The sequence below is a fragment of the Bradyrhizobium sp. AUGA SZCCT0105 genome, assembly GCF_018129565.1.
Lineage (GTDB): Bacteria > Pseudomonadota > Alphaproteobacteria > Rhizobiales > Xanthobacteraceae > Bradyrhizobium.
On sequence record NZ_JAFCMK010000002.1, the window covers coordinates 1,160,295 to 1,179,753 of the forward strand.

Below are 19,459 nucleotides of genomic sequence, written 5' to 3' on the forward strand. Positions count from 1 at the left end.
CCCGCGGCATGACGCGATGAAAAGCATCCCGACATATCGCGTAATCGCCGCCGCGATGCTGGTCGCGGCAATCCTCATCGGCATCGCATCGTGTCACGTCAAGGCGCAGTCCGAGTTCATGCGCGGCGAGGGCATGCCTTACGACGCCTTCGACCGGCTGCCCAAGACCGATCTCGACGTCGCCGGCGCCACCATCCATGTCGGGTTCGCACCCGGCGAGATGGCGCTGCCGAAGGACAAGATATTCGACTGGATCAAGGCGTCCGCCCGCGCGGTCTCGATCTATTACGGCCGGTTTCCCGTCAGCTCGTTGCGGCTCTTGATCGTGCCGGTCGACGGTTCGCGCGTTCGCGGCGGCACCACATGGGGCTATCGCGGCGCCGCGATCCGGCTGCCGATCGGCCGCGACGCGGGCGTGGACGATCTCAACCGCGACTGGGTGATCGTGCACGAGATGGTGCACACCGCCCTGCCCGACCTCGACGACCGCTATGCCTGGCTGTCGGAGGGGCTCGCGGTCTATGTCGAGCCTATCGCGCGGGTGCAGGCCGGCGATCTCGCCGCGCGGGAGATCTGGCTGGCGATGCTGCGCGACATGCCCAAGGGCCTGCCGCAGCCCGGCGACGAGGGTCTCGACAAGACCGACACCTGGGGCCGGAAATACTGGGGCGGCGCGATGTTCTGCCTGTTCGCCGATGTCGAGATCCGCAAGCGCACAGGCAACAAATTCGGCCTGCAGGATGCCATGCGCGGCGTGCTCGCCGCTGGCGGCAATCACGAGAAGGACTGGCCGATCGCGCGGGTGCTCTCGACCGCCGACAGGGTGGTCGGCGTCGACGTGCTGACGCGGCTGCACGGCGAATGGGGATCGAAGCCGGTGACCCCCGATCTCGCCGCGCTGTGGCGCGATCTCGGCGTCAGGCTGCAGGGCGACAGCGTCGAATTCGACGACCGCGCACCGCTGGCCGATATCCGCAAGGCGATCACCGAAGCGCGCGCGCGCTGAAGCGCGCTTTCTTGAGCATGATCTGTTCGGAAAACCGCTTCGCACTTTTCCGGATCATGCTGTAGCAACCCGCTTCGCGGCTGCACACGGCCCAACTGCGCTGGATTTTGCCGGCGCGATGTCGGACTATCGGCGAATCGCCGCAATCCTCACGGGAGACCGATGGCCGACGTTCATCAGACACGCGCCAACTGGCCGATCTTCCGTTCACTCAGCGCGTTCCGGCCGGGTGACTTGCCGGGCGATCTGATCGCCGGGCTGACGCTCGCCGCGATCGCGATCCCCGAGCAAATGGCGACCGCGCGGCTCGGCGGGTTCTCGCCGCAGATCGGCTTCTTCGCCTTCATGGCCGGCTCGCTCGGCTTTGCGATGTTCGGCGCCAACCGCTTCCTGTCCTGCGGCGCCGATTCCACGATCACGCCGATCTTCGCGGCCGGCCTGGCGCTGATGGCGACCGCTGGGACACCCGACTATCAATCGCTGGCGATGGCACTCGCGCTGATGGTCGGCGCGATCATGATCGCGGGCGGCCTGTTCAAGCTCGGCTGGATCGCCAATCTGCTGTCGACGCCGGTGACGGTCGGCTTCCTCGCCGGTATTTCCGTCCACATCCTGGTCTCGCAGCTGCCCGGCGTGCTCGGCCTGACCACGCCGGACGGGCCGACGCTCTACAAGCTCGGGGTCCTCGCCGAGAAGATCGGCCAGACCAATTTCTACACGCTGGCGATCGGCCTTGGCGTGCTGGCGCTGGTTGCCGGATCGGAGAAGATCAGCGCGCGGATTCCGGGCGCGCTGATCGGCCTTGTCGTGGCCACCGTCGCGGTTGTCGCCGGCCATCTCGAAAGCAAGGGCGTCAAGGTGGTCGGCACCGTGCCCGGGTCGCTGCCGACACCATCGTTTCCGGACATCGCGCCGGAGCGATGGATCAAATTGTTGTCGCTGGCGATCCTGATCGCCATTGTCGTCATGGTGCAGACCGCGGCGACGACGCGTTCGTTTCTATCAGATCCGGACAAGCCGGCCGACGTCGACCGCGACTTCCTCGGCGCCGGCGCCGGCAGCCTGCTCGCCGGCCTGTTCGGCGCCTTCCCCGTCAACGCCAGCCCGCCGCGCACCGGCATCGTCTCGGAGACCGGCGGACGCACGCAGCTCGCCGGGATGTTTGCCGCGGCCATCGTGCTCGCGCTGCTGGCGTTCGGCGCGACGCTGCTGCAGCACGTGCCCGACGCGGCGCTCGGCGGCGTGCTGCTGTTTGTCGCGCTGCGCATCATCCGCGTAAATCAGATCGTCACGATCTTCCGCCAGTCGTTCTACGAATTCCTGCTGGTGGTGGCGACGGCCGCCGCGATCATCGTGCTGCCGATCGAGCAAGGCGTCGCGGTCGGCATCGCGCTGTCGCTGCTGCACGGCATCTGGACCACGACGCAGGGCCAGCTGGTGGAGCTCGTCCACGTGCCCGGCACCACGATCTGGTGGCCGACCGGCCCGCACGTCACCGGCGAGCGCAGGCCCGGCATTGCCGTGGTCGGCCTGCAGGCGCCTTTGTCGTTCCTCAACGCGGAAGGTTTTCACAGCGGCGTGCTCAAGACCATCGGCCGCGCGACGCCCAAGCCGCGGTTGCTGGTGATCGAGGCCAGCGGCATGATCGAGATCGACTTCACGGCGGCACAAGCGCTGCGCGACCTGTTTCGCGAGTGCCGCGATGACGGCCTGACCGTGGCTGTGGCGCGGCTCGAATCCTCCCGCGCCCAGGAGGCGTTCGAGCGCTTCGATCTCTACACCGTCCTGCCGAGGGACCACGTCTTCCACAGCGTCGATGAAGCGGTCCGCACGCTGGGCGCGCAGAGCTAAAAATTGGTGAGATCGGGAGCTGCGCAGCCCGGATGAAGCGAAGCGCAATCCGGGATTCTTTCGCGCGTTGATGAACTCTCCCGGATTTCGCTTCGCTCCATCCGGGCTACTGGGACTCGCCTTCAACTCAAGCCTGCTCGCCCTCGAGCGTCGGATGCTCCTTCAGCACCTCTGCCTTGATCGAGCCGGCGTGGATGGCGCGGAACAGCGCCCGCCCGGTCTTGACGTTGTTGGCCTTCATGCAGAGGCAGACGATCTCGCGCACCGCGGAATCCCGCACCAGCTCGTCGGATATCCTCATCGCGGTCTTCATCGCGACCTTGGCGGCACGCTCGTAGCGATCGCGCTCGATCTGCTGCTTCTCCTGCGAGCGTATGTCGGGCGAAGAGATCGCCTCGGCACAGCCGGCCGCATCGCGGCAGATCGCACGGATTCTCTGCGCAGCCTCGATGTCGCCGAGCGGCTGCGCGACGGGGTCGTCCCAAATATCCTTGCGCTTGGCCTTGCTGAACCACGACATCGCAACGTCCTGTGGCCCCGGAATATCCGATTCGTCAGGCCACAGGAACGATCTTGCCGGGATTGAAGATATTCTGCGGATCGAGCGCCTGCTTCAGCGCCCGCATCGCGTCGAGCGCCTCAGGGCCGAGCTCGGCCTTCAGATATTTCTGCTTGCCCTGGCCGATGCCGTGCTCGCCAGTGCAGGTGCCGCCCATGGCCTGCGCCCGTTCGACCAGCCGATGCATGAACTCCTCGCCGCGCGCCATCTCGTCGCTGTTGTTGACGTCGCAGACCAGCGAGCAGTGGAAATTGCCGTCGCCGACATGGCCGACGATCGGCGACAGCAAATTGAGCCGCTTCAGATCGTCCTCGGTCTCGGTGACGCAGTCGGCAAGCCGCGAGATCGGCACGCAGACGTCGGTTGCGACGACGCCGATGCTGTCGCCGGGACGAATCGCCTTCACCGACCAATAGGCATCGTGCCGGGCCTGCCACAGCTTGGTGCGGTCCTCCGGCTTGGTGGTCCAGGTGAACTCGCCGCCGCCGCACTCGGCGGCGATGTCGCGGAAATTCTTCGACTGCTCGGCGACCTCGACCTCGCTGCCGTGGAATTCCAGCAGCAGCAGCGGCGTCTCCGGCAGCGACAGCTTCGAATAATTGTTGCAGGCCTTCACCTGCGCGGCATTGAGCAGCTCGATCCGAGCGACCGGGATGCCGGTCTGGATCGCGAGGATGGTGGCCTGGCACGCGCCGCGCACCGTCTCGAACGAACAGGCGGCGGCCGCGATCGTGTCGGGGATGCCGCGGAGGCGGATGGTCAGTTCGGAGATGATGCCGAGCGTGCCTTCGGCGCCGATGAACAGATGCGTCAGGTCGTAACCGGCCGACGACTTCTTGGCGCGCGTGCCGGTCGTGATGATCTCGCCGTCGCCGCGCACCACCTTCAGCGCCAGCACGTTCTCGCGCATGGTGCCGTAGCGCACCGCGTTGGTGCCGGAGGCGCGGGTCGAGGTCATGCCGCCGAGCGAGGCATCGGCGCCGGGATCGATCGGGAAGAACAGGCCCTGGTCGCGCAGATGCTCGTTCAGCGCCTTCCGCGTCACACCGGGCTGGATCACACAGTCGAGGTCCTCGGCATGCACCGCGAGCACCTTGTTCATGTCGCGCAGGTCGATGCAGACGCCGCCCGCCGGGGCGTTGACCTGCCCCTCCAGCGAGGTTCCGGTGCCGAAGGCGATGACGGGCACCCGATTTGCGGCGCATATCCGCACCACGTCCTGGATGTCGGCGGTTTCCTGCGCCATCACCACAGCATCGGGCGGCTGGGTCGGCAGCCAGGTGGTGGTATGGGCGTGCTGCTCGCGCACGGCCTGCGACGTCACGAGCCGGTTGCCGAACCGCGCCGCCAGCGCGTCGATCGCGCGCTTCAGGGCCTGCGGCTCAGGTCGCGTCACATTGCTCGAAATCGTTGTCGCCACGTCGAATTTCCTCCCGGCTTTAGCCGACCGTGGCAAAGCTTGTATAAGGGGTCAAGAGAGCCTGACTTGAAAAAGTGGACGCCGGAGTCACAGAAAAGTTCATGCTCGAACGCCAACGAACCGGGGATGGATGATGACTTCAGCGACTGCCACGAGCGAGATGCCACTACCGGCCGCCCCGTTCAAATCTTCCGTGATGCAGATCGAGCCGCAATGGATCGATTATAACGGCCACCTCAACATGGCCTACTACAATGTGATGTTCGACCGTGCCATCGACGAGATGTGGCTGCAGCTCGGCATCGGGCCGGCCTACATGAAGGAGCGGCACTGCTCGACCTTCACTGCCGAGTGCCACGTCCGCTATCTGAGAGAGATTCATCTCGGCGATCCCGTACAGGTCTCGGTCTTCCTGCTCGGCGCCGACGAGAAACGGCTGCACACGTTCGAGGAGCTGCGCCACGGCACCGAGGGCTGGCTCTCCGCGACCTCGGAGAACCTCACGCTGCATATCGACATGGAGGCGCGCAAGGTGGCGCCGTTTCCGCCTGATATTCGCGCCCGCACTCAGAAGATCGTGGATAGCTATGCGGGTGTGCCGCGGCCCGAGGGCATCGGCCGCAACGTGGCGATGCCCTCGAAGAAATAGCCAGCCCTTCGCTAGACCCTCGTGCGGCCGCGCGCCAATCCGACCACCGCCGACACCAGGAACAGGATGATGGCGATGAAGAAGATCGCCTTGGCGATTTCGATCGAGGCGCCGGCGATGCCGCCGAAGCCCAAAATGCCCGCGATCAGGGCGACGACCAGGAATGTGACGACCCAACTCAACATGATCAAACCTCTCGCTTCGTTTCCTTGTTCGATTCCTGGCGCGGGCGTTTAGCCGGCGCCGCATTTGTTGAAACAATCCTGCGGGGAAACGCTGGTTCCTGATCGCGAAACCGGGAAATTTTCGCCGATTTCAGGAACCGGGCCGGTTGTGCACTGCTGCCAAAACCGTTCCAGGCGGCAGCGATAAAACCTGTCAAAACGGCCGATCAGGCCCTATATGGCCTTCAATCCCTGTTAAGAAGGCTCCCCTTCACCGTCCCACGGTGCCATCGTGGGGCCGAGACGATTCGCCAATGACCGAGCCGAGCAAACTGCCCCATCACGGCGTTCCCGAGCACCAGCCGGTGGCTGGCGGCATCGCCGCGCGTGCGCGGGCTGCGGCCGGCGCTCCGCAATATCTCAACGGCCTCAATCCGGAGCAGCGTGAGGCGGTCGAGACGCTCGACGGCCCCGTACTGGTGCTCGCCGGCGCCGGCACCGGCAAGACCCGCGTACTGACCACGCGCATCGCGCACATCCTGAGCCAGGGCCGCGCGCGGCCGCAGGAAATCCTGTCGGTGACCTTCACCAACAAGGCGGCGCGCGAGATGAAGCTGCGGCTCGGCCAGATGCTGGGCCAGGCGGTCGAGGGCATGCCGTGGCTCGGCACCTTCCACTCGATCGGCGGCCGTATCCTGCGCATCCATGCCGAGCTGGTGCAGCTCAAATCCAACTTCACGGTGCTCGACGTCGACGACCAGGTGCGGCTGCTGAAGCAGTTGCTGCAAGCCGAGAACATCGACGACAAGCGCTGGCCGGCGCGGATGCTCGCCGGCCTGATCGACAGCTGGAAGAACCGCGGGCTGTCGCCGTCACAGGTGCCGGCGGGCGAAGCCGCCTCGTTCGGCAACGGCAAGGGCGGCAAGATCTACGCGACCTACCAGGAGCGGCTGAAGATCCTCAACGCGGCCGATTTCGGCGATCTCCTGCTCGAAAATATCAGGCTGTTTCGCGAAAATCCTGACGTGCTGCGGCAGTACCAGAACCGCTTCAAGTTCATCCTGGTCGACGAGTACCAAGACACCAACGTAGCGCAGTATCTTTGGCTGCGGCTGCTGTCGCAGGCGCCGTCGCGGCCGGGGCGATCGCTCGCTGATGTCATTCCGGGTGCCGTCAATTCTCCCGTCATTCCGGGGCGCGTCGAAGATGCGAACTCTGGTGCGCAATTGCGCACCGGAGAATCTCGAGGAGAAGAGGACTCATCTCGAGATTCCGGGTCTGCGCCTGCGGCGCATCCCGGAATGACGGAGAATGGTCCGCTCAAGAACATCTGCTGCGTGGGCGACGACGACCAGTCGATCTATGGCTGGCGCGGCGCCGAGGTCGACAACATCCTTCGCTTCGACCACGATTTCCCCGGCGCCAAGGTGATCCGCCTCGAGCGCAATTACCGCTCCACCGGCCACATCCTGGCCGCGGCCTCGCATCTGATCGCGCACAATGAAGGCCGGCTCGGCAAGACGCTGCGCACCGAGGATGTCGACGGCGAGAAGGTCACCGTCACCGGCTCCTGGGATTCGGAAGAGGAAGCGCGCGCGATCGGCGAGGAGCTCGAGGAGTTGCAGCGCTCAGGCGAAAACCTCAACAACGTCGCCATCCTGGTCCGTGCCTCGTTCCAGATGCGCGAGTTCGAAGACCGCTTCGTCACGCTCGGCCTGCCCTACCGCGTGATCGGCGGCCCCAGATTCTACGAGCGCGCCGAAATCCGCGATGCGCTGGCATACTTGCGCACCATCAACTCGCCGGCCGACGATCTCGCCTTCGAGCGCATCGTCAACGTGCCCAAACGGGGGCTCGGCGATGCCACCGTACAGCTGCTGCACGACCATGCCCGCAAGCGCCGCATCCCGCTGTTCGAGGCGGCGCGTGCGGTGGTCGAGACCGACGAGCTGAAGCCGAAGGCGCGCGGCTCTTTGCGCGATCTCGTCATGCAGTTCGACCGCTGGCGCGCCCAGCGCGAGGTCACCTCGCATACCGAGCTCGCCGAGATCGTGCTCGACGAGAGCGGCTATACCGAGATGTGGCAGAAGGACCGCTCGGCGGACGCCGCGGGTCGGCTGGATAACCTCAAGGAGCTGGTGCGTTCGATGGAGGAATTCGAGAACCTGCAAGGGTTTCTCGAACATATCTCGCTGGTGATGGACCGCGACGGCGAGGCCGGCGACGAGGCCGTGTCGCTGATGACGCTGCATTCGGCCAAGGGGCTGGAGTTCGACAACGTGTTCCTGCCGGGCTGGGAGGAAGGCCTGTTCCCGAGCCAGCGCACGCTGGACGAACAGGGCCGCGCCGGGCTCGAGGAGGAGCGCCGCCTCGCCCATGTCGGGCTGACCCGCGCCCGCCGCCGCGCCAAAATCTATTTCGCGACCAACCGCCGCATCCATGGCACCTGGTCGACCACGATCCCGTCGCGCTTCCTCGACGAGCTGCCGGCGCACAATGTCGAGATCACCGAATCGAAGGGCGGATCGGGCTGGGGTGGCAGCGGCGGCTATGGCGCCTCGCGCTTCGACAACCTCGAATCATTCGGCTCGAGCTATTCGACCCCGGGCTGGCAGCGTGCCCAGGCCAACCGCAATCGCGGCGGCGGGGGGCGCAGCGGCGGAGGCGGCTTCGAGGAGCGGCAGTCCTCCTTTTCGTCCGACAGCTTCAGCCGCACCAAGCGCGGCCCCATGGTGATCGAGGGCGAGCTGGTGGCCAAATCCACCGGCGCGGTGTCGGAATTTTCACTGGATGACCGGGTGTTTCACCAGAAATTCGGCTACGGCCATGTGGTGAAAGTCGACGGCAACAAGCTGACCATCGCCTTCGAAAAGGCCGGCGAGAAGAAGGTCGTCGACAGCTTTGTGGAACGGGCGTGAGATAGCGGCCTTCCTTGCCGACCTTCCTTGGCGGCCTTCTCTGTTCGTAGCCCTTGACCATCGCTGATTTCACGGGTTGAGATGGCCGCATGGTCCGGGGTGGGTTTTTCCTTTTTGTCATTGCGCTCACTGCGCCGTCGCTGGCGGTCGCGGAGACGATCAGCTTTGGCGATTCCGCAGCGCAGCTCGCCAAGGCCTGCGGCGCAGACATCACCGCCAATTGCCGCGGCGTCAATCTCGACTCCACCCGCCTCAAGGAGTGCCTGTCGCGCAACCGCGACGTGATCTCGCCGCAGTGCAAGGAGAGCTATTTCTCCACCCTCGATGCGATCCAGAAGCGGATCGCGGCGCGCGTGACCGTTGCCAACGTATGCACCCGCGAGATCGTCAAGGTCTGCGGCGGCTCGACCAAGGAGACCAGCAAATCGGTGCCCTGCCTCGTCGGCGCCAAGGGCCTCAGCCGCAATTGCGCCCAGGCGATCAATGACGCGGGGTATCAATGATGCGCCTGAAGACGCGAGGCTTGCGCGAACTTGACCTTTTGGCCGTGCTCGGCACGCTGGTCTTGCTGGCGATGTCGCTCGCCCCTGCACAGGCGCAGACCGCCATCACGCGCGACGACGTCATCGCCAAGCTCAATCACTACGAGACGGACGCAACGATCGACGTCCCCGCATTGCGCCAGCAAGTGCTCGAACGATCGCGGTCGCGATCGAAGAACGAGCCTCCGCCGCAAAAGCGGCCGCCGATCGCCCCCGACCTGACCAACCTGCCGACATTCAATGCCGACATCCAGTTCGATGTCGACACGCCGATCGTGCTGCCCGACTCCTACCAGTCCGTCGGGCGCATTGCCGATGCGCTGACGCACGCTTCGCTGTTGCCGTATACGTTCCTGATCGTCGGTCACATCGAATCGACCGGACGGCGCGAGAACAACGTGCTGCTGAGCCAGCGGCGCGCCGACGCGATCCGCGACATCCTGGTCAACACCTTCAAGATCACGGCGAAGCGCCTGCAATCCGTCGGACTTGGCGAAGAGCAATTGCTCGACCCCGCTCGCCCCAACGCGCCGGTCAACAACCAGGTGCAGATCATGCTGGTCGGCAAGGTCGCCGATACCGCGCCGCCCGCGCACCCCGCCCCGGCGGCGGCCGCCAAGAAGCCGGCGAAACCGGCGAAGCGGCACTGATTGGATTGAATAGCACGGGCATCGGAACTGCGTCCCCTCTCGCCCATATGCGATGGCCCCGGAGCGAAGGGCGCCTCCACGACTTCGGAATACTAGAAGAGTACCGCTGATTTGCCCGACTGGTCAAATTGCAATGTCCGCCGCCAGCCGCCGGCTCCTTTGCATGGGGTTGTTTTCGATATTTTGGCCGTGCGCCCCTAAGGCGGCAGGCCATCAGCCTCGTTCGATAGGCCACGATACGTGGACACGTCAGTTGCAGAAGCCGCAAGCGCCGTATGCGATGGCCCTGCCCGCAAGCGGGAGCGGTGAATGCCGCAGAATAATTTTCTCCCTCGCCGACCGATTGCAGAACGGACCGTGCGTTCCTATCTGGGCTGAACCCGCATCACGCCCGCCCCGGCTCCAATCCGCGCGCGCCCTTCCCTCACGCTTCCGATCCTCCATGTCGCCGATCATCTCCGTATCCAATCTTTCAAAGACCTATGGCTCCGGTTTCAAGGCGCTGAAGGGCATCAATCTCGATATCGTCAAGGGCGAGATCTTCGCGCTGCTCGGACCGAACGGCGCCGGCAAGACCACGCTGATCAGCATCATCTGCGGCATCGCCAATCCGAGCGAGGGCCGTGTTTCGATCGGCGGACACGACATCATCGCCGACTATCGCGCGGCGCGGTCGATGATCGGGCTGGTTCCGCAGGAACTGCACACCGATGCCTTCGAGACGGTCTGGGCGACGGTCAGCTTCAGCCGCGGCCTGTTCGGCAAGCCGAAGAACCCTGATCATATCGAGAAGGTGCTGAAGGACCTGTCGCTGTGGGACAAGAAGGACAGCAAGATCATCACGCTGTCCGGCGGCATGAAGCGCCGTGTGATGATCGCCAAGGCGCTGTCGCACGAGCCGCAGATCCTGTTCCTCGACGAGCCCACCGCCGGCGTCGACGTCGAGTTGCGCAAGGGGATGTGGGAAGTGGTCCGCACGCTGCAGGCGGCCGGCGTCACCATCATCCTGACCACGCACTACATCGAAGAAGCGGAGGAGATGGCCGACCGCATCGGCGTCATCAACAAGGGCGAGATCATCCTGATCGAGGACAAGGCGACCTTGATGCAGAAGCTCGGCAAGAAGCAGCTGACGCTGCAGCTGCAGAGCAAGCTCGACGCCGTTCCGCAGGCGCTCGCCGCCTACAGCCTCGAACTCTCCGACGACGGCCACGCGGTGACCTACGACTACGACACCAAGGGCGATCGCACCGGCATCACCAGCCTGCTCAACGATCTGCGCAATGCCGGCGTCCGGATCTCCGATCTCGATACCAGGCAGAGCTCCCTCGAAGACATTTTCGTCAGCCTCGTGAGGGCGCCATGAACTACCGCGCAATCCGGGCGATCTATCTGTTCGAAATGGCGCGCACCTGGCGCACGTTGCTGCAGAGCATCGTCTCGCCGGTGGTTTCGACCTCGCTGTATTTCGTGGTGTTCGGCGCCGCGATCGGCTCGCGCATCACCGAGGTCGAGGGCGTCAGCTACGGCACCTTCATCGTGCCGGGGCTCGTGATGCTGTCGGTGCTGACCCAGAGCATCTCGAACGCCTCGTTCGGCATCTACTTCCCGAAATTCGCCGGCACGATCTACGAGATCCTGTCGGCGCCGATCTCCTATCTCGAGATAGTCATCGGCTATGTCGGCGCGGCCGCCACCAAGTCGATCATCCTCGGCCTGATCATCCTGGCCACCGCCGGACTTTTCGTACCTCTGCACATCCAGCATCCGGTCTGGATGCTGACCTTCCTGGTGCTGACGGCCGTCACCTTCAGCCTGTTCGGCTTCATCATCGGCATCTGGGCCGACGGCTTCGAGAAGCTGCAGATGATCCCGATGCTGGTGGTGACGCCGCTCACCTTCCTCGGCGGCAGCTTCTACTCGGTGAACATGCTGCCGTCGGCCTGGCGCACCCTCACGCTGTTCAATCCGGTGGTCTATCTGATCTCCGGCTTCCGCTGGAGCTTCTACGAGATCGCCGATGTCAGCGTCGGGCTCAGCCTCGGTATGACTGCGGGCTTCCTGATCGCCTGCATGGTGATCGTCGCCTGGATCTTCAGGACCGGCTACCGGCTGAAGAACTGACGTCTGTAGCCCGGATGAAGCGCAGCGAAATCCGGGACCTTTATCGCCAAGCCTGCAGAACCCGGATTTCGCTGCGCTCCATCCGGGCTACGCACCTCCCAATCAGTAGCAATGGAAATGGCCGTGGCGGTAGTAGCCGCGGCAGCGGTGGCCACGGCGGTAGCCGCGATCCGGGATACCGAACACGCCCTTGACCGCGCCCATGGCGCCGCCGACGCCAGCACCGACGGCTCCGCCGACCACGCCGCCTATCGGACCGGCGGCCCGGTTGCCCTCATAGGCACCTTCATGCGCCCCGCGGACGATGCCCTGGGCATGGCCGGCTTGGGGGACAGTCATCAGGGCCAAAGCGAGAGCTGCGGCCGCAAGCAGGAGCCGCGCGGAGAGGCCGGCTGGGACGACGGCCGCGGTCTTAACCTTGGTGTTGTTCATCTTGATTCCTTGATGCGCGGCACGAATGCGCCGCCGGGGCGGGATGGTGAAACGCCCATGCGGCCAAATGGTTGCGTAGCGGTGACCAACTGGGGCCATTGTCGCGGCCTTGCTCGCGAAAATGTCAGTCCGCCGCGACAGGCCAGCCCGGCTTCGGCCTTGTTTGCGCCGCGTGCGGGATTAACGATGCACCAGGTCCGCCACTGGAACCAAATTTCGATTCCGGGCATATTGTTTGCCGGGGACGGAGAGCCACGGCTTTGTAATCAGGCCTGGAGGCCAAAGATAAAATGCGTTCGTTCCTTATTGCGTTCACTTCCGTGATGCTGTTCACGGCCGGCGCCGCGCAGGCCAAGGTCGATATCACCATTGACAAGGACAACCAGCAGATGACCGTCGCGGTCGACGGCGTCGCGCGCTATCACTGGCCGGTCTCGAGCGGCATCCCCTCGCGCGAAACGCCGAACGGCACTTTCCGCGCCTTCCGCATGGAAGAGGATCACTACTCCAAGGAATTCGACGACGCGCCGATGCCGCACTCGATCTTCTTCACCAAGATCGGACACGCGATCCACGGCACCGACTCGGTCAACCGCCTCGGCACACCGGCCTCGCATGGCTGCGTGCGGCTGTCGCGCGACAACGCATCGACGCTCTACGCCCTGGTCCAGAAGGAAGGCGTGCTCAACACCACCGTGACGCTGACCGGCTCGGCGCAGGTCGCGCTGGCGCGCAATCCGCGCGGGCGCAACGGTACCGCGGTCGCCCGCCGCGCGCCGCAGCAGGACGAGCAGTATGGTACCGCCGCCGCCGGCGACCCGGTCGTCCTGACACCGCAGCCGCGCGAATATCCGGCGCAGGCCCGCGCCGATGACGGCTACATCTATCCGGCCGACGGCAGCTCGACTGCGCAGCGCTACCCGGCGCCGCCTTCAAGCCGTCGCGTCTACGACGCGCAGGCCTATGGCCAGCAGCAATACTACGGCAATCAGGGCTACGCGGTGGCGCCGCAAGGCACCTATCAGCCGCGGCCGTACTACCAGCAGCAGCGCAGCTTCTACGGCAACAACTATCAGGACTGAGACGCAGTTTCTCCTGATCCACTGACGGCGCCGCAGCCGCCGCGCCGTCAGTTCACGCTCCCCTCACCCGCTTGTGACCGTCGCAAAAGGCCCGCGTCGTCGTGCGCCGTGGCCCGTCGTCGCGCCGTCATCTGATTGTAAAATTAGCCCGATATTCGGCGGCAAGAGCGCCCGCCCGGCCCCTGGAGGCCGATTCACGCGGAATGCCCCATGAAACCAGGGCGAGAAGCGCGGGTCGCGTAGGCAATATCAGAGGTCGACATGAAACGGGGCATCATTGTCCTTTGCCTGTGCATCGTGGCGATGGCCGGCTATTTCACGACGGACAGATGGGCCATCCGTCACACGACGCTGACGTTCCACGACGTTCTGCGCGACGATCGCGACGTCACGGTCGAGGTCGCCGTGCGGCGCGACCGGCAAATGCAGGCGATGGCTGAGATGATCGAGCTGCCGGTCGCGATCCTGAGCCACGGCAACACCGTCAGGAACACCGAGTACTCGTTCCTCACCAATGTGTTCGCGTCACGCGGCTATCTCGTGGTCAGCATCCAGCACGATCTCGACAGCGATGCGCCGATGGTGACCAAGGTCGGCGAGGAATATGTCGGCCGCCGCATGCAATATAATCGCGGCGTCTTCAACATCATGTATGCGATCGACGAGCTGAAGAAGCTCTATCCGAACGCTAACTATCGCGCGCTGACGCTGATCGGCCACTCCAACGGCGGCGACATCTCGATGTTCTTCGCCAGGCAGCATCCCGACCTGGTCAAGAAGGTCGTGACGCTGGACAATCTGCGCGTCCCATTCATCACCGACAGCAAGATCAAGATCCTGTCGTTCCGCTCCAGGGATCCGGTGTTCAAGGCCGATCCGGGCGTCGTGCCTGACGACGAGACCTGCGCGAGACTCGGCATCAAGGTGGTCAGAACCGAATTCCAGCACAACGACCTCAGCGACCGCGGCCCTGACAGCGCGAAATCGTCGATCCAGGCCGGCGTGGAGCAATTCCTCGACGAGGACGGCGGCGAGAGCGCGCCGACGATGCCACTGCTTGCGGCTTCGACACCCGCCTCCGCGACGACAGCACCGGAGAAGAAATAGCCATCGCGGTGACGTCGACTGGCGCTCTCCGATGCCGCCGGGCAGTGCTTACGCACGCGCGCTGCGGTGGGCCCTGGCAACGAGCCAGATCGCCGAAAGCAGGAAATAGAACGCGCCGAATCCCGCATAGGGAGCAACGTCCAGAATCGTCGGCGCGACGGTGCCGATCGATCGGCTGATCATGTAGCCGCCGGCCAGTACCGACTGCGCACCACTGAGGATCATCGCCCATTGCGCCCCAACATGACGCCAGCGCCTGACGCCGGTGGACAATTGCAGCATACCCGCAAGGATCGCCCAAACCCCGAACACCGCCAGAACCGCATAGGTGTTGCGGCCGCTCGCCACGATCACGGCGAGCGTCGTGATGGCACTGACCACGACATTCAATGCCTGGGACGGGTTGGCCTTCAGCCCGCCGTTGACGCGCCCGTCCGCCAGATTGGCGATGGCGTCCCATGCCGGGTAGATCACGAGCAGGAATGCGGCAGGGCCCGCTTGCCCACTGAAAAGAACGGCGGCGGCGACCCAGGCGATCGAGAAGAGAGCGCGCCCGAAATAGTAGGATTGCAGCCAGCTGGATTGGGCCGAAAGTCGGCTTTGCATTGATTGACTCCCATGTTTACCTACCTACTAGTAGGTATGTAAACGTCCCAGGTCAATCGGGCACAGGGACACCTTCTTGTGTCGAACAGGTGCGCCACCCCCCTTGACAACTTACCTATCGGAAGGTAGGCGCCGGCATGAACCCAATGATTTCGACTTCAGAGCGGATTCTCGACGTCGCGCAGTCTCTCATCGTGGCGGGCGGCTATAACGGGTTCAGCTATGCCGACATCTCGGATGCGATCGGCATCAGGAAGGCGAGCATCCACCATCACTTCCCGACCAAGGCCGAGCTGGTTTCGGCGCTGGTCGATCGCTACCGGCAGCAGACCGAGCTGGGGCTGAAGTCCCTGCTGGAGCAGTCCGCCAGCCCGGCCGACCAACTGCAGTCCTATGTGAGCTTCTGGCAGGCGTGCATTCGAGATGCCACGCTGCCGTTCTGCGTCTGCGCGATGCTTGCCGGCGAGATGCCGATGTTGCCGGACGAGGTCGCATCGCGCGTCCGCGCCCATTTCCATCATCTTGCGCGATGGCTTACGTCGGTGCTGCAGGCTGGCGCAGAGCAGCGCCTGTTCCGGCTGGACAAGCAGCCGGAACAGGAAGCTCAAATGCTGATGGCGTCGGTTCATGGCGCGATGCTCTCTGCGCGGGCGTTCGACGACCCCGAACTGTTCGCCGCGATCGTCAGCTCAGGGATCGCGAAGCTGCTGGTAGCGGAGCGCTAGAACGTTTTCGAGCGAAGTGGCCACCGGTTCGCGTGAAGAAAACGCGTCAAACAAAAATCTAGAGCTTCGGTTCTGATTCAATCAGAACCGAAATGCTCTAGAGCAAGACCGCTAGAGCCTACTGCTCGCCGTCGCGCAGGCGCCGGTAGACCGCGCCCAGCACGTTCGAATAGTCGTCGGTCCAGACCCGCTGCTTCTCGTTGGCGTCGGTCTCGGTCCAGACGTCAGATGACGCGAGCTTGCCGACATCGGCGTCCTCGCGCGCGGAGACCACGACCGAGGTCGAGAAGATGTACTCATTGTCGCGCCCGGAATCCTCGCTATAGACCCAGCTCTTCATGTCGTTGGCATCGGCGATGCCGACCACGACGCTGGCAAGTTCGAGATGCCGGTTGGAGACGTGCATCACGACCGCGCCCTGCGGCGCCAGCTTCTCCTTGTAGATCGCCATCGCCTCTTCGGTCGCGAGATGGATCGGGATCGCGTCCGACGAATAGGCGTCGACGATGATGAGATCGTAGACGCCGTCCGGCTCCTTGGCGAAGGTCAGCCGCGCGTCGCCGATCACAGGCTTCAGGTTCGGCTCGCAGCTCTGGATGTAGGTGAAGTATTTCGGGTCGCGCGCGGTATCGACCATCGACTGGTCGATCTCGAAGAATCGCCAGTCCTCGCCGGGGGCCGATGCACAAGTCAGCGTCCCCGAGCCGAGCCCGATGACAGCCACTTTCAGCGGCGCACCCTTGCGCTCGCGCATTGCGGTGATGGCCTGCCCGATGCCGCCGTCCTTGTGATAGTAGCTGATCGGCTCCGGCTTTCCGCTGACCGGCGTGCCGTCGTCGTTCTTGAACTTCTCGGCGCCATGGATCGTGGTGCCGTGCATCAGCACGTGATACTGCCCGTTCGGCGTCACCACGATCTTGTGCACGCCGAAGAAGCTGCGCACGGTTTCGACGCGGCCGTCGTCGGATGGATAGGCGCGCAGCACCACCAGCGCGACCACGACGGTGGCGAATATCTTCCAGCGATTGGCATTCAGTGCGAGCGCGAGCAGCGCCGAGAGCACGCCGACCGCGCCGATCACCCACACCCGGTGGTCGTCAAACCAGTTGAAGATGTCGCCGGCCGAATAGCTCGGCGCGATCAGCGCCACCGCCAGCACCGCAAGGAACGGCCAGTACCAGGCGCTCCAGCGCGGCAGCCGCTCCGCGCCGCCGGGCGGACGGCACAGCGCCGCGAGCGCCAGCAGGATCGGATATTCGGCGATCCATGAGAAGGTGAACGGCGCGATCAGCCCCGCGAACAGGCCGCCGACCATGCCGCCGAACGACAGCGCGACATAGAAGCCGGTAAGATATTTCGCCGCCGGGCGGGTGCGCGCGAGCTCGCCATGGCAGGCCATCGCGATGATGAAGAAGCAGAGCTGATGGCCGCCGAGCGTGAGGAGCAGGTTCTGCTCGCCGCCGACCGCGAGCAGGATCACGACGCCGGCAATCGCCAGCGGCTGCGCCAGCAGCATCCATTTGTGCGGCAGCAGCGGCCGCGACTGGAACACCAGCACCCAGGTCAACAGATACAGCGACAGCGGCAGCACCCAGAGCAAGGGAGCGGCCGCGACGTCGGTCGAGATATGCGCCGTCACTGCGATCAGCAGGCCGGACGGCACGGCAGCCAGGAAGATCCAGCGTGCCCGCCGCGACCAGGACGGCGCCGGTGCTTTCGCGTCGTCAACCTGCCCGTCGAGCGCGGCGGCATAGGCCGGCGAGCGCAACAGCAGCACGCCGCAGCTTGCGATCAGAACGATCAGCAGCCCATAGCCGCCGGTCCAGATCAGGTTCTGGGTGCGCAAGGTGAACATCGGCTCGAGCAGCACCGGATAGGACAGCAGCGCCAGGAAGCTGCCGATGTTCGAGGACGCATAAAGAAAATACGGGTCGGGGCCGTTGGGATGGCCGGTGCGCACGAACCAGGCCTGCAGCAGCGGATTGTTGGCGGCGAGCGCGAAGAACGGCAGGCCGATCGACACCGCGAACAGGCCGAGCAGCCAGACCGCGTAGCCCGAGGTCGGCGGCTCGCCCCAGCCGCTTTTGATCGTCAGCGGCAATGTCAGCAGCGCGATGACGAGGAGCACGAGATGCACCACGATGGGCACCACGCGGCCGTTCAGCTTCATCAGCAGATGTGCGTAAGCGTAACCGCCGAGCAGCAGCGACTGGAAAAACACCATCGCCACCGACCACACCGCCGGCGAGCCGCCGAGCCGCGGCAGCACCATCTTGGTGAACAGCGGCTGCACCGAGAACAGCAACAGCGCGCTGACGAAGATCGCTGCGGTGTAGACAACCAGCACCAGCCGGTTTCGCGAGGCGGACGGCTCAGACGACATGAATACTCCCGGTCACGATCCGGCAGATCAACACCGGGCAGATGCATTGCATTGAATCATAGCGCCACGCAGCGGGCAACACGGCCACCGATGCCAATCGCTTGAGCGGCTCAGCCGGTCAGGACATCATCGGTCGAACCTACCGCGCCGGTAAGCGGCGCAGCTTCGTCCATCTGCGGCCGGAACGGCGTTCGTCCCATCCAGGGCTGCATTTCCAGATGTTGCAGCCAATCCTTGACCGACGGGATCCAGCCGAGATCGTCCTTGACGTGCTGCTCGCCGACCGTCCGCACCGGCACCTGCTTGCCGGCGCTGTTGGTCAGCGTCGCACCGAAGATCTTCTCGCAGAGGAAGATGCCTTCGCTGTGATGACGCAGCGCGCGGTGCCGCACGTCGGCGAGATGCGCCTTGCTCTCGTCGAACCAGTCGTGGATCGGCAGGTAGTCCTCGGGAACACCGCCGAACAGGCGCGCCGAGCGCACCGCATGATGATAGGGATGCGCCATCGCGGGCTACCTCGTGATCTCTGCGTTGCGGGTCACCGGATCGGCGGCGGGGTCGTCGGTCACGGTGCCGGCGTCGAGATCGACCGTGAACGCGCCGTACAGGACATGCTCGCCGGTGCCATAGCCGCTGCCGAGCAGCATGGTCGCAAACTCCGTGCACAGCCAGTCGTGAACAAAGGAGTCGATCTGGTTGTGCTCGCTCCTGCCGTCGTACCGGCGCGTCACCCCGCGCGCGACCAGTCGGTCGAGCAGCTTGCGCGCGACGAGTTGATCGACCAGTGCAGCGGTGTCGATGCGCGTGCCGTCGTGAAGCGTGGCACTCTCGAGCCAGGTGAATCCCTCGTCATTGCCTCCGTCATAGCGACAGTAGAGCTGCCGCACGCCGAGATCGGTGAGCACCGGAACGACCGCGGCGAGCAAACGCTGCCGGACAAAGACGGCCTGCGTGGCGCGTGCGGCATGCCAGGCCGCCGTCGCCTGCGGGCTTGGCGCAGCCGGAGTCCTGCGGCCACGCAGGCGATCCCACAGGCTTGGTCGCGAAACCGGCACCTTGTCCGGCGGCGGTTCGGGCGGGACGTCCAGAGAAAAATGCACGGGGTCGTGTTGCCCGCCATATTCCGGCGCCGGCAGATAGACGAACTGGTCGGCACGCGGCGGCGGCAGATCGGAATCGTCGTCGGGCCACTCGATTTGAGTTTGATCAAAAACAAACGGCATTTGCACTCCACGGTTTGG

The 19,459-nt window shown here is 64.7% G+C and carries 19 protein-coding genes; 11 read left to right on the forward strand and 8 right to left on the reverse strand.

The features are described 5' to 3' along the window. Positions 1-16 precede the first annotated feature (16 nt). Both JQ573_RS14585 and JQ573_RS14590 read left to right on the forward strand, forming a co-directional pair. Complete coding sequence (locus JQ573_RS14585) at positions 17-1,006, forward strand: hypothetical protein (protein WP_249131698.1); 990 nt, start codon at positions 17-19, stop codon at positions 1,004-1,006. Between the two features lie 162 nt (positions 1,007-1,168). After that, positions 1,169-2,857: a SulP family inorganic anion transporter gene (locus tag JQ573_RS14590; protein WP_212310515.1), complete on the forward strand. Its 1,689-nt coding sequence runs from the start codon at positions 1,169-1,171 to the stop codon at positions 2,855-2,857. Between the two features lie 127 nt (positions 2,858-2,984). On the opposite strand, the gene JQ573_RS14595 is transcribed toward JQ573_RS14590, so the two are convergent. Next, positions 2,985-3,377 carry a hypothetical protein gene (locus tag JQ573_RS14595; RefSeq protein WP_212310516.1) on the reverse strand — a complete coding sequence of 131 codons (393 nt, stop codon included), beginning with the start codon at positions 3,375-3,377 and terminating at the stop codon, positions 2,985-2,987. 34 nt (positions 3,378-3,411) lie between these two features. After that, positions 3,412-4,836 (reverse strand): FAD-binding oxidoreductase, encoded by a 1,425-nt coding sequence (locus tag JQ573_RS14600; RefSeq protein ID WP_212310517.1) that lies wholly within the window; start codon positions 4,834-4,836, stop codon positions 3,412-3,414. A gap of 130 nt (positions 4,837-4,966) precedes the next feature. On the opposite strand from JQ573_RS14600, the gene JQ573_RS14605 reads away from it, so the two are divergent. Next, positions 4,967-5,485 (forward strand): thioesterase family protein, encoded by a 519-nt coding sequence (locus JQ573_RS14605; protein WP_409334626.1) that lies wholly within the window; start codon positions 4,967-4,969, stop codon positions 5,483-5,485. Positions 5,486-5,496: 11 nt separating this feature from the next. Here JQ573_RS14605 and JQ573_RS14610 read toward each other — a convergent pair whose 3' ends face one another. Further along, a complete protein-coding gene (locus tag JQ573_RS14610) occupies positions 5,497-5,670 on the reverse strand; it encodes a DUF1328 domain-containing protein (protein ID WP_212310518.1) in 174 nt (57 codons plus the stop codon). A 293-nt stretch (positions 5,671-5,963) separates the two neighbouring features. Between JQ573_RS14610 and JQ573_RS14615 the strand changes: the two genes are divergently transcribed. The 5 genes from JQ573_RS14615 to JQ573_RS14635 all read left to right on the forward strand — a co-directional run bounded on the left by JQ573_RS14615 (position 5,964) and on the right by JQ573_RS14635 (position 11,883). Further along, positions 5,964-8,567: an ATP-dependent helicase gene (locus tag JQ573_RS14615; protein WP_212310519.1), complete on the forward strand. Its 2,604-nt coding sequence runs from the start codon at positions 5,964-5,966 to the stop codon at positions 8,565-8,567. An 89-nt stretch (positions 8,568-8,656) separates the two neighbouring features. Next, positions 8,657-9,070 carry a hypothetical protein gene (locus JQ573_RS14620; RefSeq protein ID WP_092115892.1) on the forward strand — a complete coding sequence of 138 codons (414 nt, stop codon included), beginning with the start codon at positions 8,657-8,659 and terminating at the stop codon, positions 9,068-9,070. Continuing rightward, positions 9,067-9,759 (forward strand): OmpA family protein, encoded by a 693-nt coding sequence (locus tag JQ573_RS14625; RefSeq protein WP_212310520.1) that lies wholly within the window; start codon positions 9,067-9,069, stop codon positions 9,757-9,759. Before JQ573_RS14620 ends, JQ573_RS14625 begins: the two co-directional genes overlap by 4 nt. Positions 9,760-10,201: 442 nt before the next feature. After that, complete coding sequence (locus tag JQ573_RS14630) at positions 10,202-11,125, forward strand: ABC transporter ATP-binding protein (protein WP_212310521.1); 924 nt, start codon at positions 10,202-10,204, stop codon at positions 11,123-11,125. After that, positions 11,122-11,883, forward strand: a complete 762-nt coding sequence (locus JQ573_RS14635; protein ID WP_212310522.1) for an ABC transporter permease — start codon at positions 11,122-11,124, stop codon at positions 11,881-11,883. Before JQ573_RS14630 ends, JQ573_RS14635 begins: the two co-directional genes overlap by 4 nt. 102 nt (positions 11,884-11,985) lie before the next feature. On the opposite strand, the gene JQ573_RS14640 is transcribed toward JQ573_RS14635, so the two are convergent. Beyond that, entirely contained in the window at positions 11,986-12,315 is a 330-nt protein-coding gene (locus tag JQ573_RS14640) for a hypothetical protein (RefSeq protein ID WP_212310523.1), read from the reverse strand. 290 nt (positions 12,316-12,605) lie between these two features. Between JQ573_RS14640 and JQ573_RS14645 the strand changes: the two genes are divergently transcribed. Both JQ573_RS14645 and JQ573_RS14650 read left to right on the forward strand, forming a co-directional pair. Beyond that, complete coding sequence (locus JQ573_RS14645; protein ID WP_212310524.1) at positions 12,606-13,397, forward strand: L,D-transpeptidase; 792 nt, start codon at positions 12,606-12,608, stop codon at positions 13,395-13,397. A gap of 261 nt (positions 13,398-13,658) precedes the next feature. Next, positions 13,659-14,504 carry a chlorophyllase/cutinase-like alpha/beta fold protein gene (locus JQ573_RS14650; RefSeq protein WP_229169895.1) on the forward strand — a complete coding sequence of 282 codons (846 nt, stop codon included), beginning with the start codon at positions 13,659-13,661 and terminating at the stop codon, positions 14,502-14,504. Between the two features lie 48 nt (positions 14,505-14,552). Here JQ573_RS14650 and JQ573_RS14655 read toward each other — a convergent pair whose 3' ends face one another. Further along, positions 14,553-15,110: a DUF308 domain-containing protein gene (locus JQ573_RS14655; protein WP_212310525.1), complete on the reverse strand. Its 558-nt coding sequence runs from the start codon at positions 15,108-15,110 to the stop codon at positions 14,553-14,555. 137 nt (positions 15,111-15,247) lie between these two features. On the opposite strand from JQ573_RS14655, the gene JQ573_RS14660 reads away from it, so the two are divergent. After that, on the forward strand, positions 15,248-15,835 hold the full coding sequence (locus tag JQ573_RS14660; protein WP_212310526.1) for a TetR/AcrR family transcriptional regulator: 588 nt from the start codon (positions 15,248-15,250) through the stop codon (positions 15,833-15,835). 118 nt (positions 15,836-15,953) lie between these two features. On the opposite strand, the gene JQ573_RS14665 is transcribed toward JQ573_RS14660, so the two are convergent. The 3 genes from JQ573_RS14665 to JQ573_RS14675 all read right to left on the reverse strand — a co-directional run bounded on the left by JQ573_RS14665 (position 15,954) and on the right by JQ573_RS14675 (position 19,441). Continuing rightward, a complete protein-coding gene (locus tag JQ573_RS14665; RefSeq protein ID WP_212310527.1) occupies positions 15,954-18,218 on the reverse strand; it encodes a fused MFS/spermidine synthase in 2,265 nt (754 codons plus the stop codon). 110 nt (positions 18,219-18,328) lie between these two features. After that, complete coding sequence (locus JQ573_RS14670; RefSeq protein ID WP_212310528.1) at positions 18,329-18,724, reverse strand: DUF6915 family protein; 396 nt, start codon at positions 18,722-18,724, stop codon at positions 18,329-18,331. 6 nt (positions 18,725-18,730) lie between these two features. Beyond that, positions 18,731-19,441, reverse strand: a complete 711-nt coding sequence (locus JQ573_RS14675; protein WP_212310529.1) for a hypothetical protein — start codon at positions 19,439-19,441, stop codon at positions 18,731-18,733. Positions 19,442-19,459 lie beyond the last annotated feature (18 nt).

Excerpts from the sequence above, each read along its gene's own strand:
- JQ573_RS14655 (WP_212310525.1), bottom strand. The coding sequence starts at position 15,110 with ATGCAAAGCCGACTTTCGGCCCAATCCAGCTGGCTGCAATCCTACTAT.
- JQ573_RS14595 (WP_212310516.1), bottom strand. The coding sequence starts at position 3,377 with ATGTCGTGGTTCAGCAAGGCCAAGCGCAAGGATATTTGGGACGACCCC.
- JQ573_RS14590 (WP_212310515.1), top strand. The coding sequence starts at position 1,169 with ATGGCCGACGTTCATCAGACACGCGCCAACTGGCCGATCTTCCGTTCA.
- JQ573_RS14635 (WP_212310522.1), top strand. The coding sequence starts at position 11,122 with ATGAACTACCGCGCAATCCGGGCGATCTATCTGTTCGAAATGGCGCGC.
- JQ573_RS14585 (WP_249131698.1), top strand. The coding sequence starts at position 17 with ATGAAAAGCATCCCGACATATCGCGTAATCGCCGCCGCGATGCTGGTC.
- JQ573_RS14605 (WP_409334626.1), top strand. The coding sequence starts at position 4,967 with ATGATGACTTCAGCGACTGCCACGAGCGAGATGCCACTACCGGCCGCC.
- JQ573_RS14670 (WP_212310528.1), bottom strand. The coding sequence starts at position 18,724 with ATGGCGCATCCCTATCATCATGCGGTGCGCTCGGCGCGCCTGTTCGGC.
- JQ573_RS14610 (WP_212310518.1), bottom strand. The coding sequence starts at position 5,670 with ATGTTGAGTTGGGTCGTCACATTCCTGGTCGTCGCCCTGATCGCGGGC.
- JQ573_RS14620 (WP_092115892.1), top strand. The coding sequence starts at position 8,657 with ATGGTCCGGGGTGGGTTTTTCCTTTTTGTCATTGCGCTCACTGCGCCG.
- JQ573_RS14630 (WP_212310521.1), top strand. The coding sequence starts at position 10,202 with ATGTCGCCGATCATCTCCGTATCCAATCTTTCAAAGACCTATGGCTCC.
- JQ573_RS14660 (WP_212310526.1), top strand. The coding sequence starts at position 15,248 with ATGAACCCAATGATTTCGACTTCAGAGCGGATTCTCGACGTCGCGCAG.
- JQ573_RS14625 (WP_212310520.1), top strand. The coding sequence starts at position 9,067 with ATGATGCGCCTGAAGACGCGAGGCTTGCGCGAACTTGACCTTTTGGCC.
- JQ573_RS14615 (WP_212310519.1), top strand. The coding sequence starts at position 5,964 with ATGACCGAGCCGAGCAAACTGCCCCATCACGGCGTTCCCGAGCACCAG.
- JQ573_RS14675 (WP_212310529.1), bottom strand. The coding sequence starts at position 19,441 with ATGCCGTTTGTTTTTGATCAAACTCAAATCGAGTGGCCCGACGACGAT.
- JQ573_RS14650 (WP_229169895.1), top strand. The coding sequence starts at position 13,659 with ATGAAACGGGGCATCATTGTCCTTTGCCTGTGCATCGTGGCGATGGCC.
- JQ573_RS14665 (WP_212310527.1), bottom strand. The coding sequence starts at position 18,218 with ATGTCGTCTGAGCCGTCCGCCTCGCGAAACCGGCTGGTGCTGGTTGTC.
- JQ573_RS14640 (WP_212310523.1), bottom strand. The coding sequence starts at position 12,315 with ATGAACAACACCAAGGTTAAGACCGCGGCCGTCGTCCCAGCCGGCCTC.
- JQ573_RS14645 (WP_212310524.1), top strand. The coding sequence starts at position 12,606 with ATGCGTTCGTTCCTTATTGCGTTCACTTCCGTGATGCTGTTCACGGCC.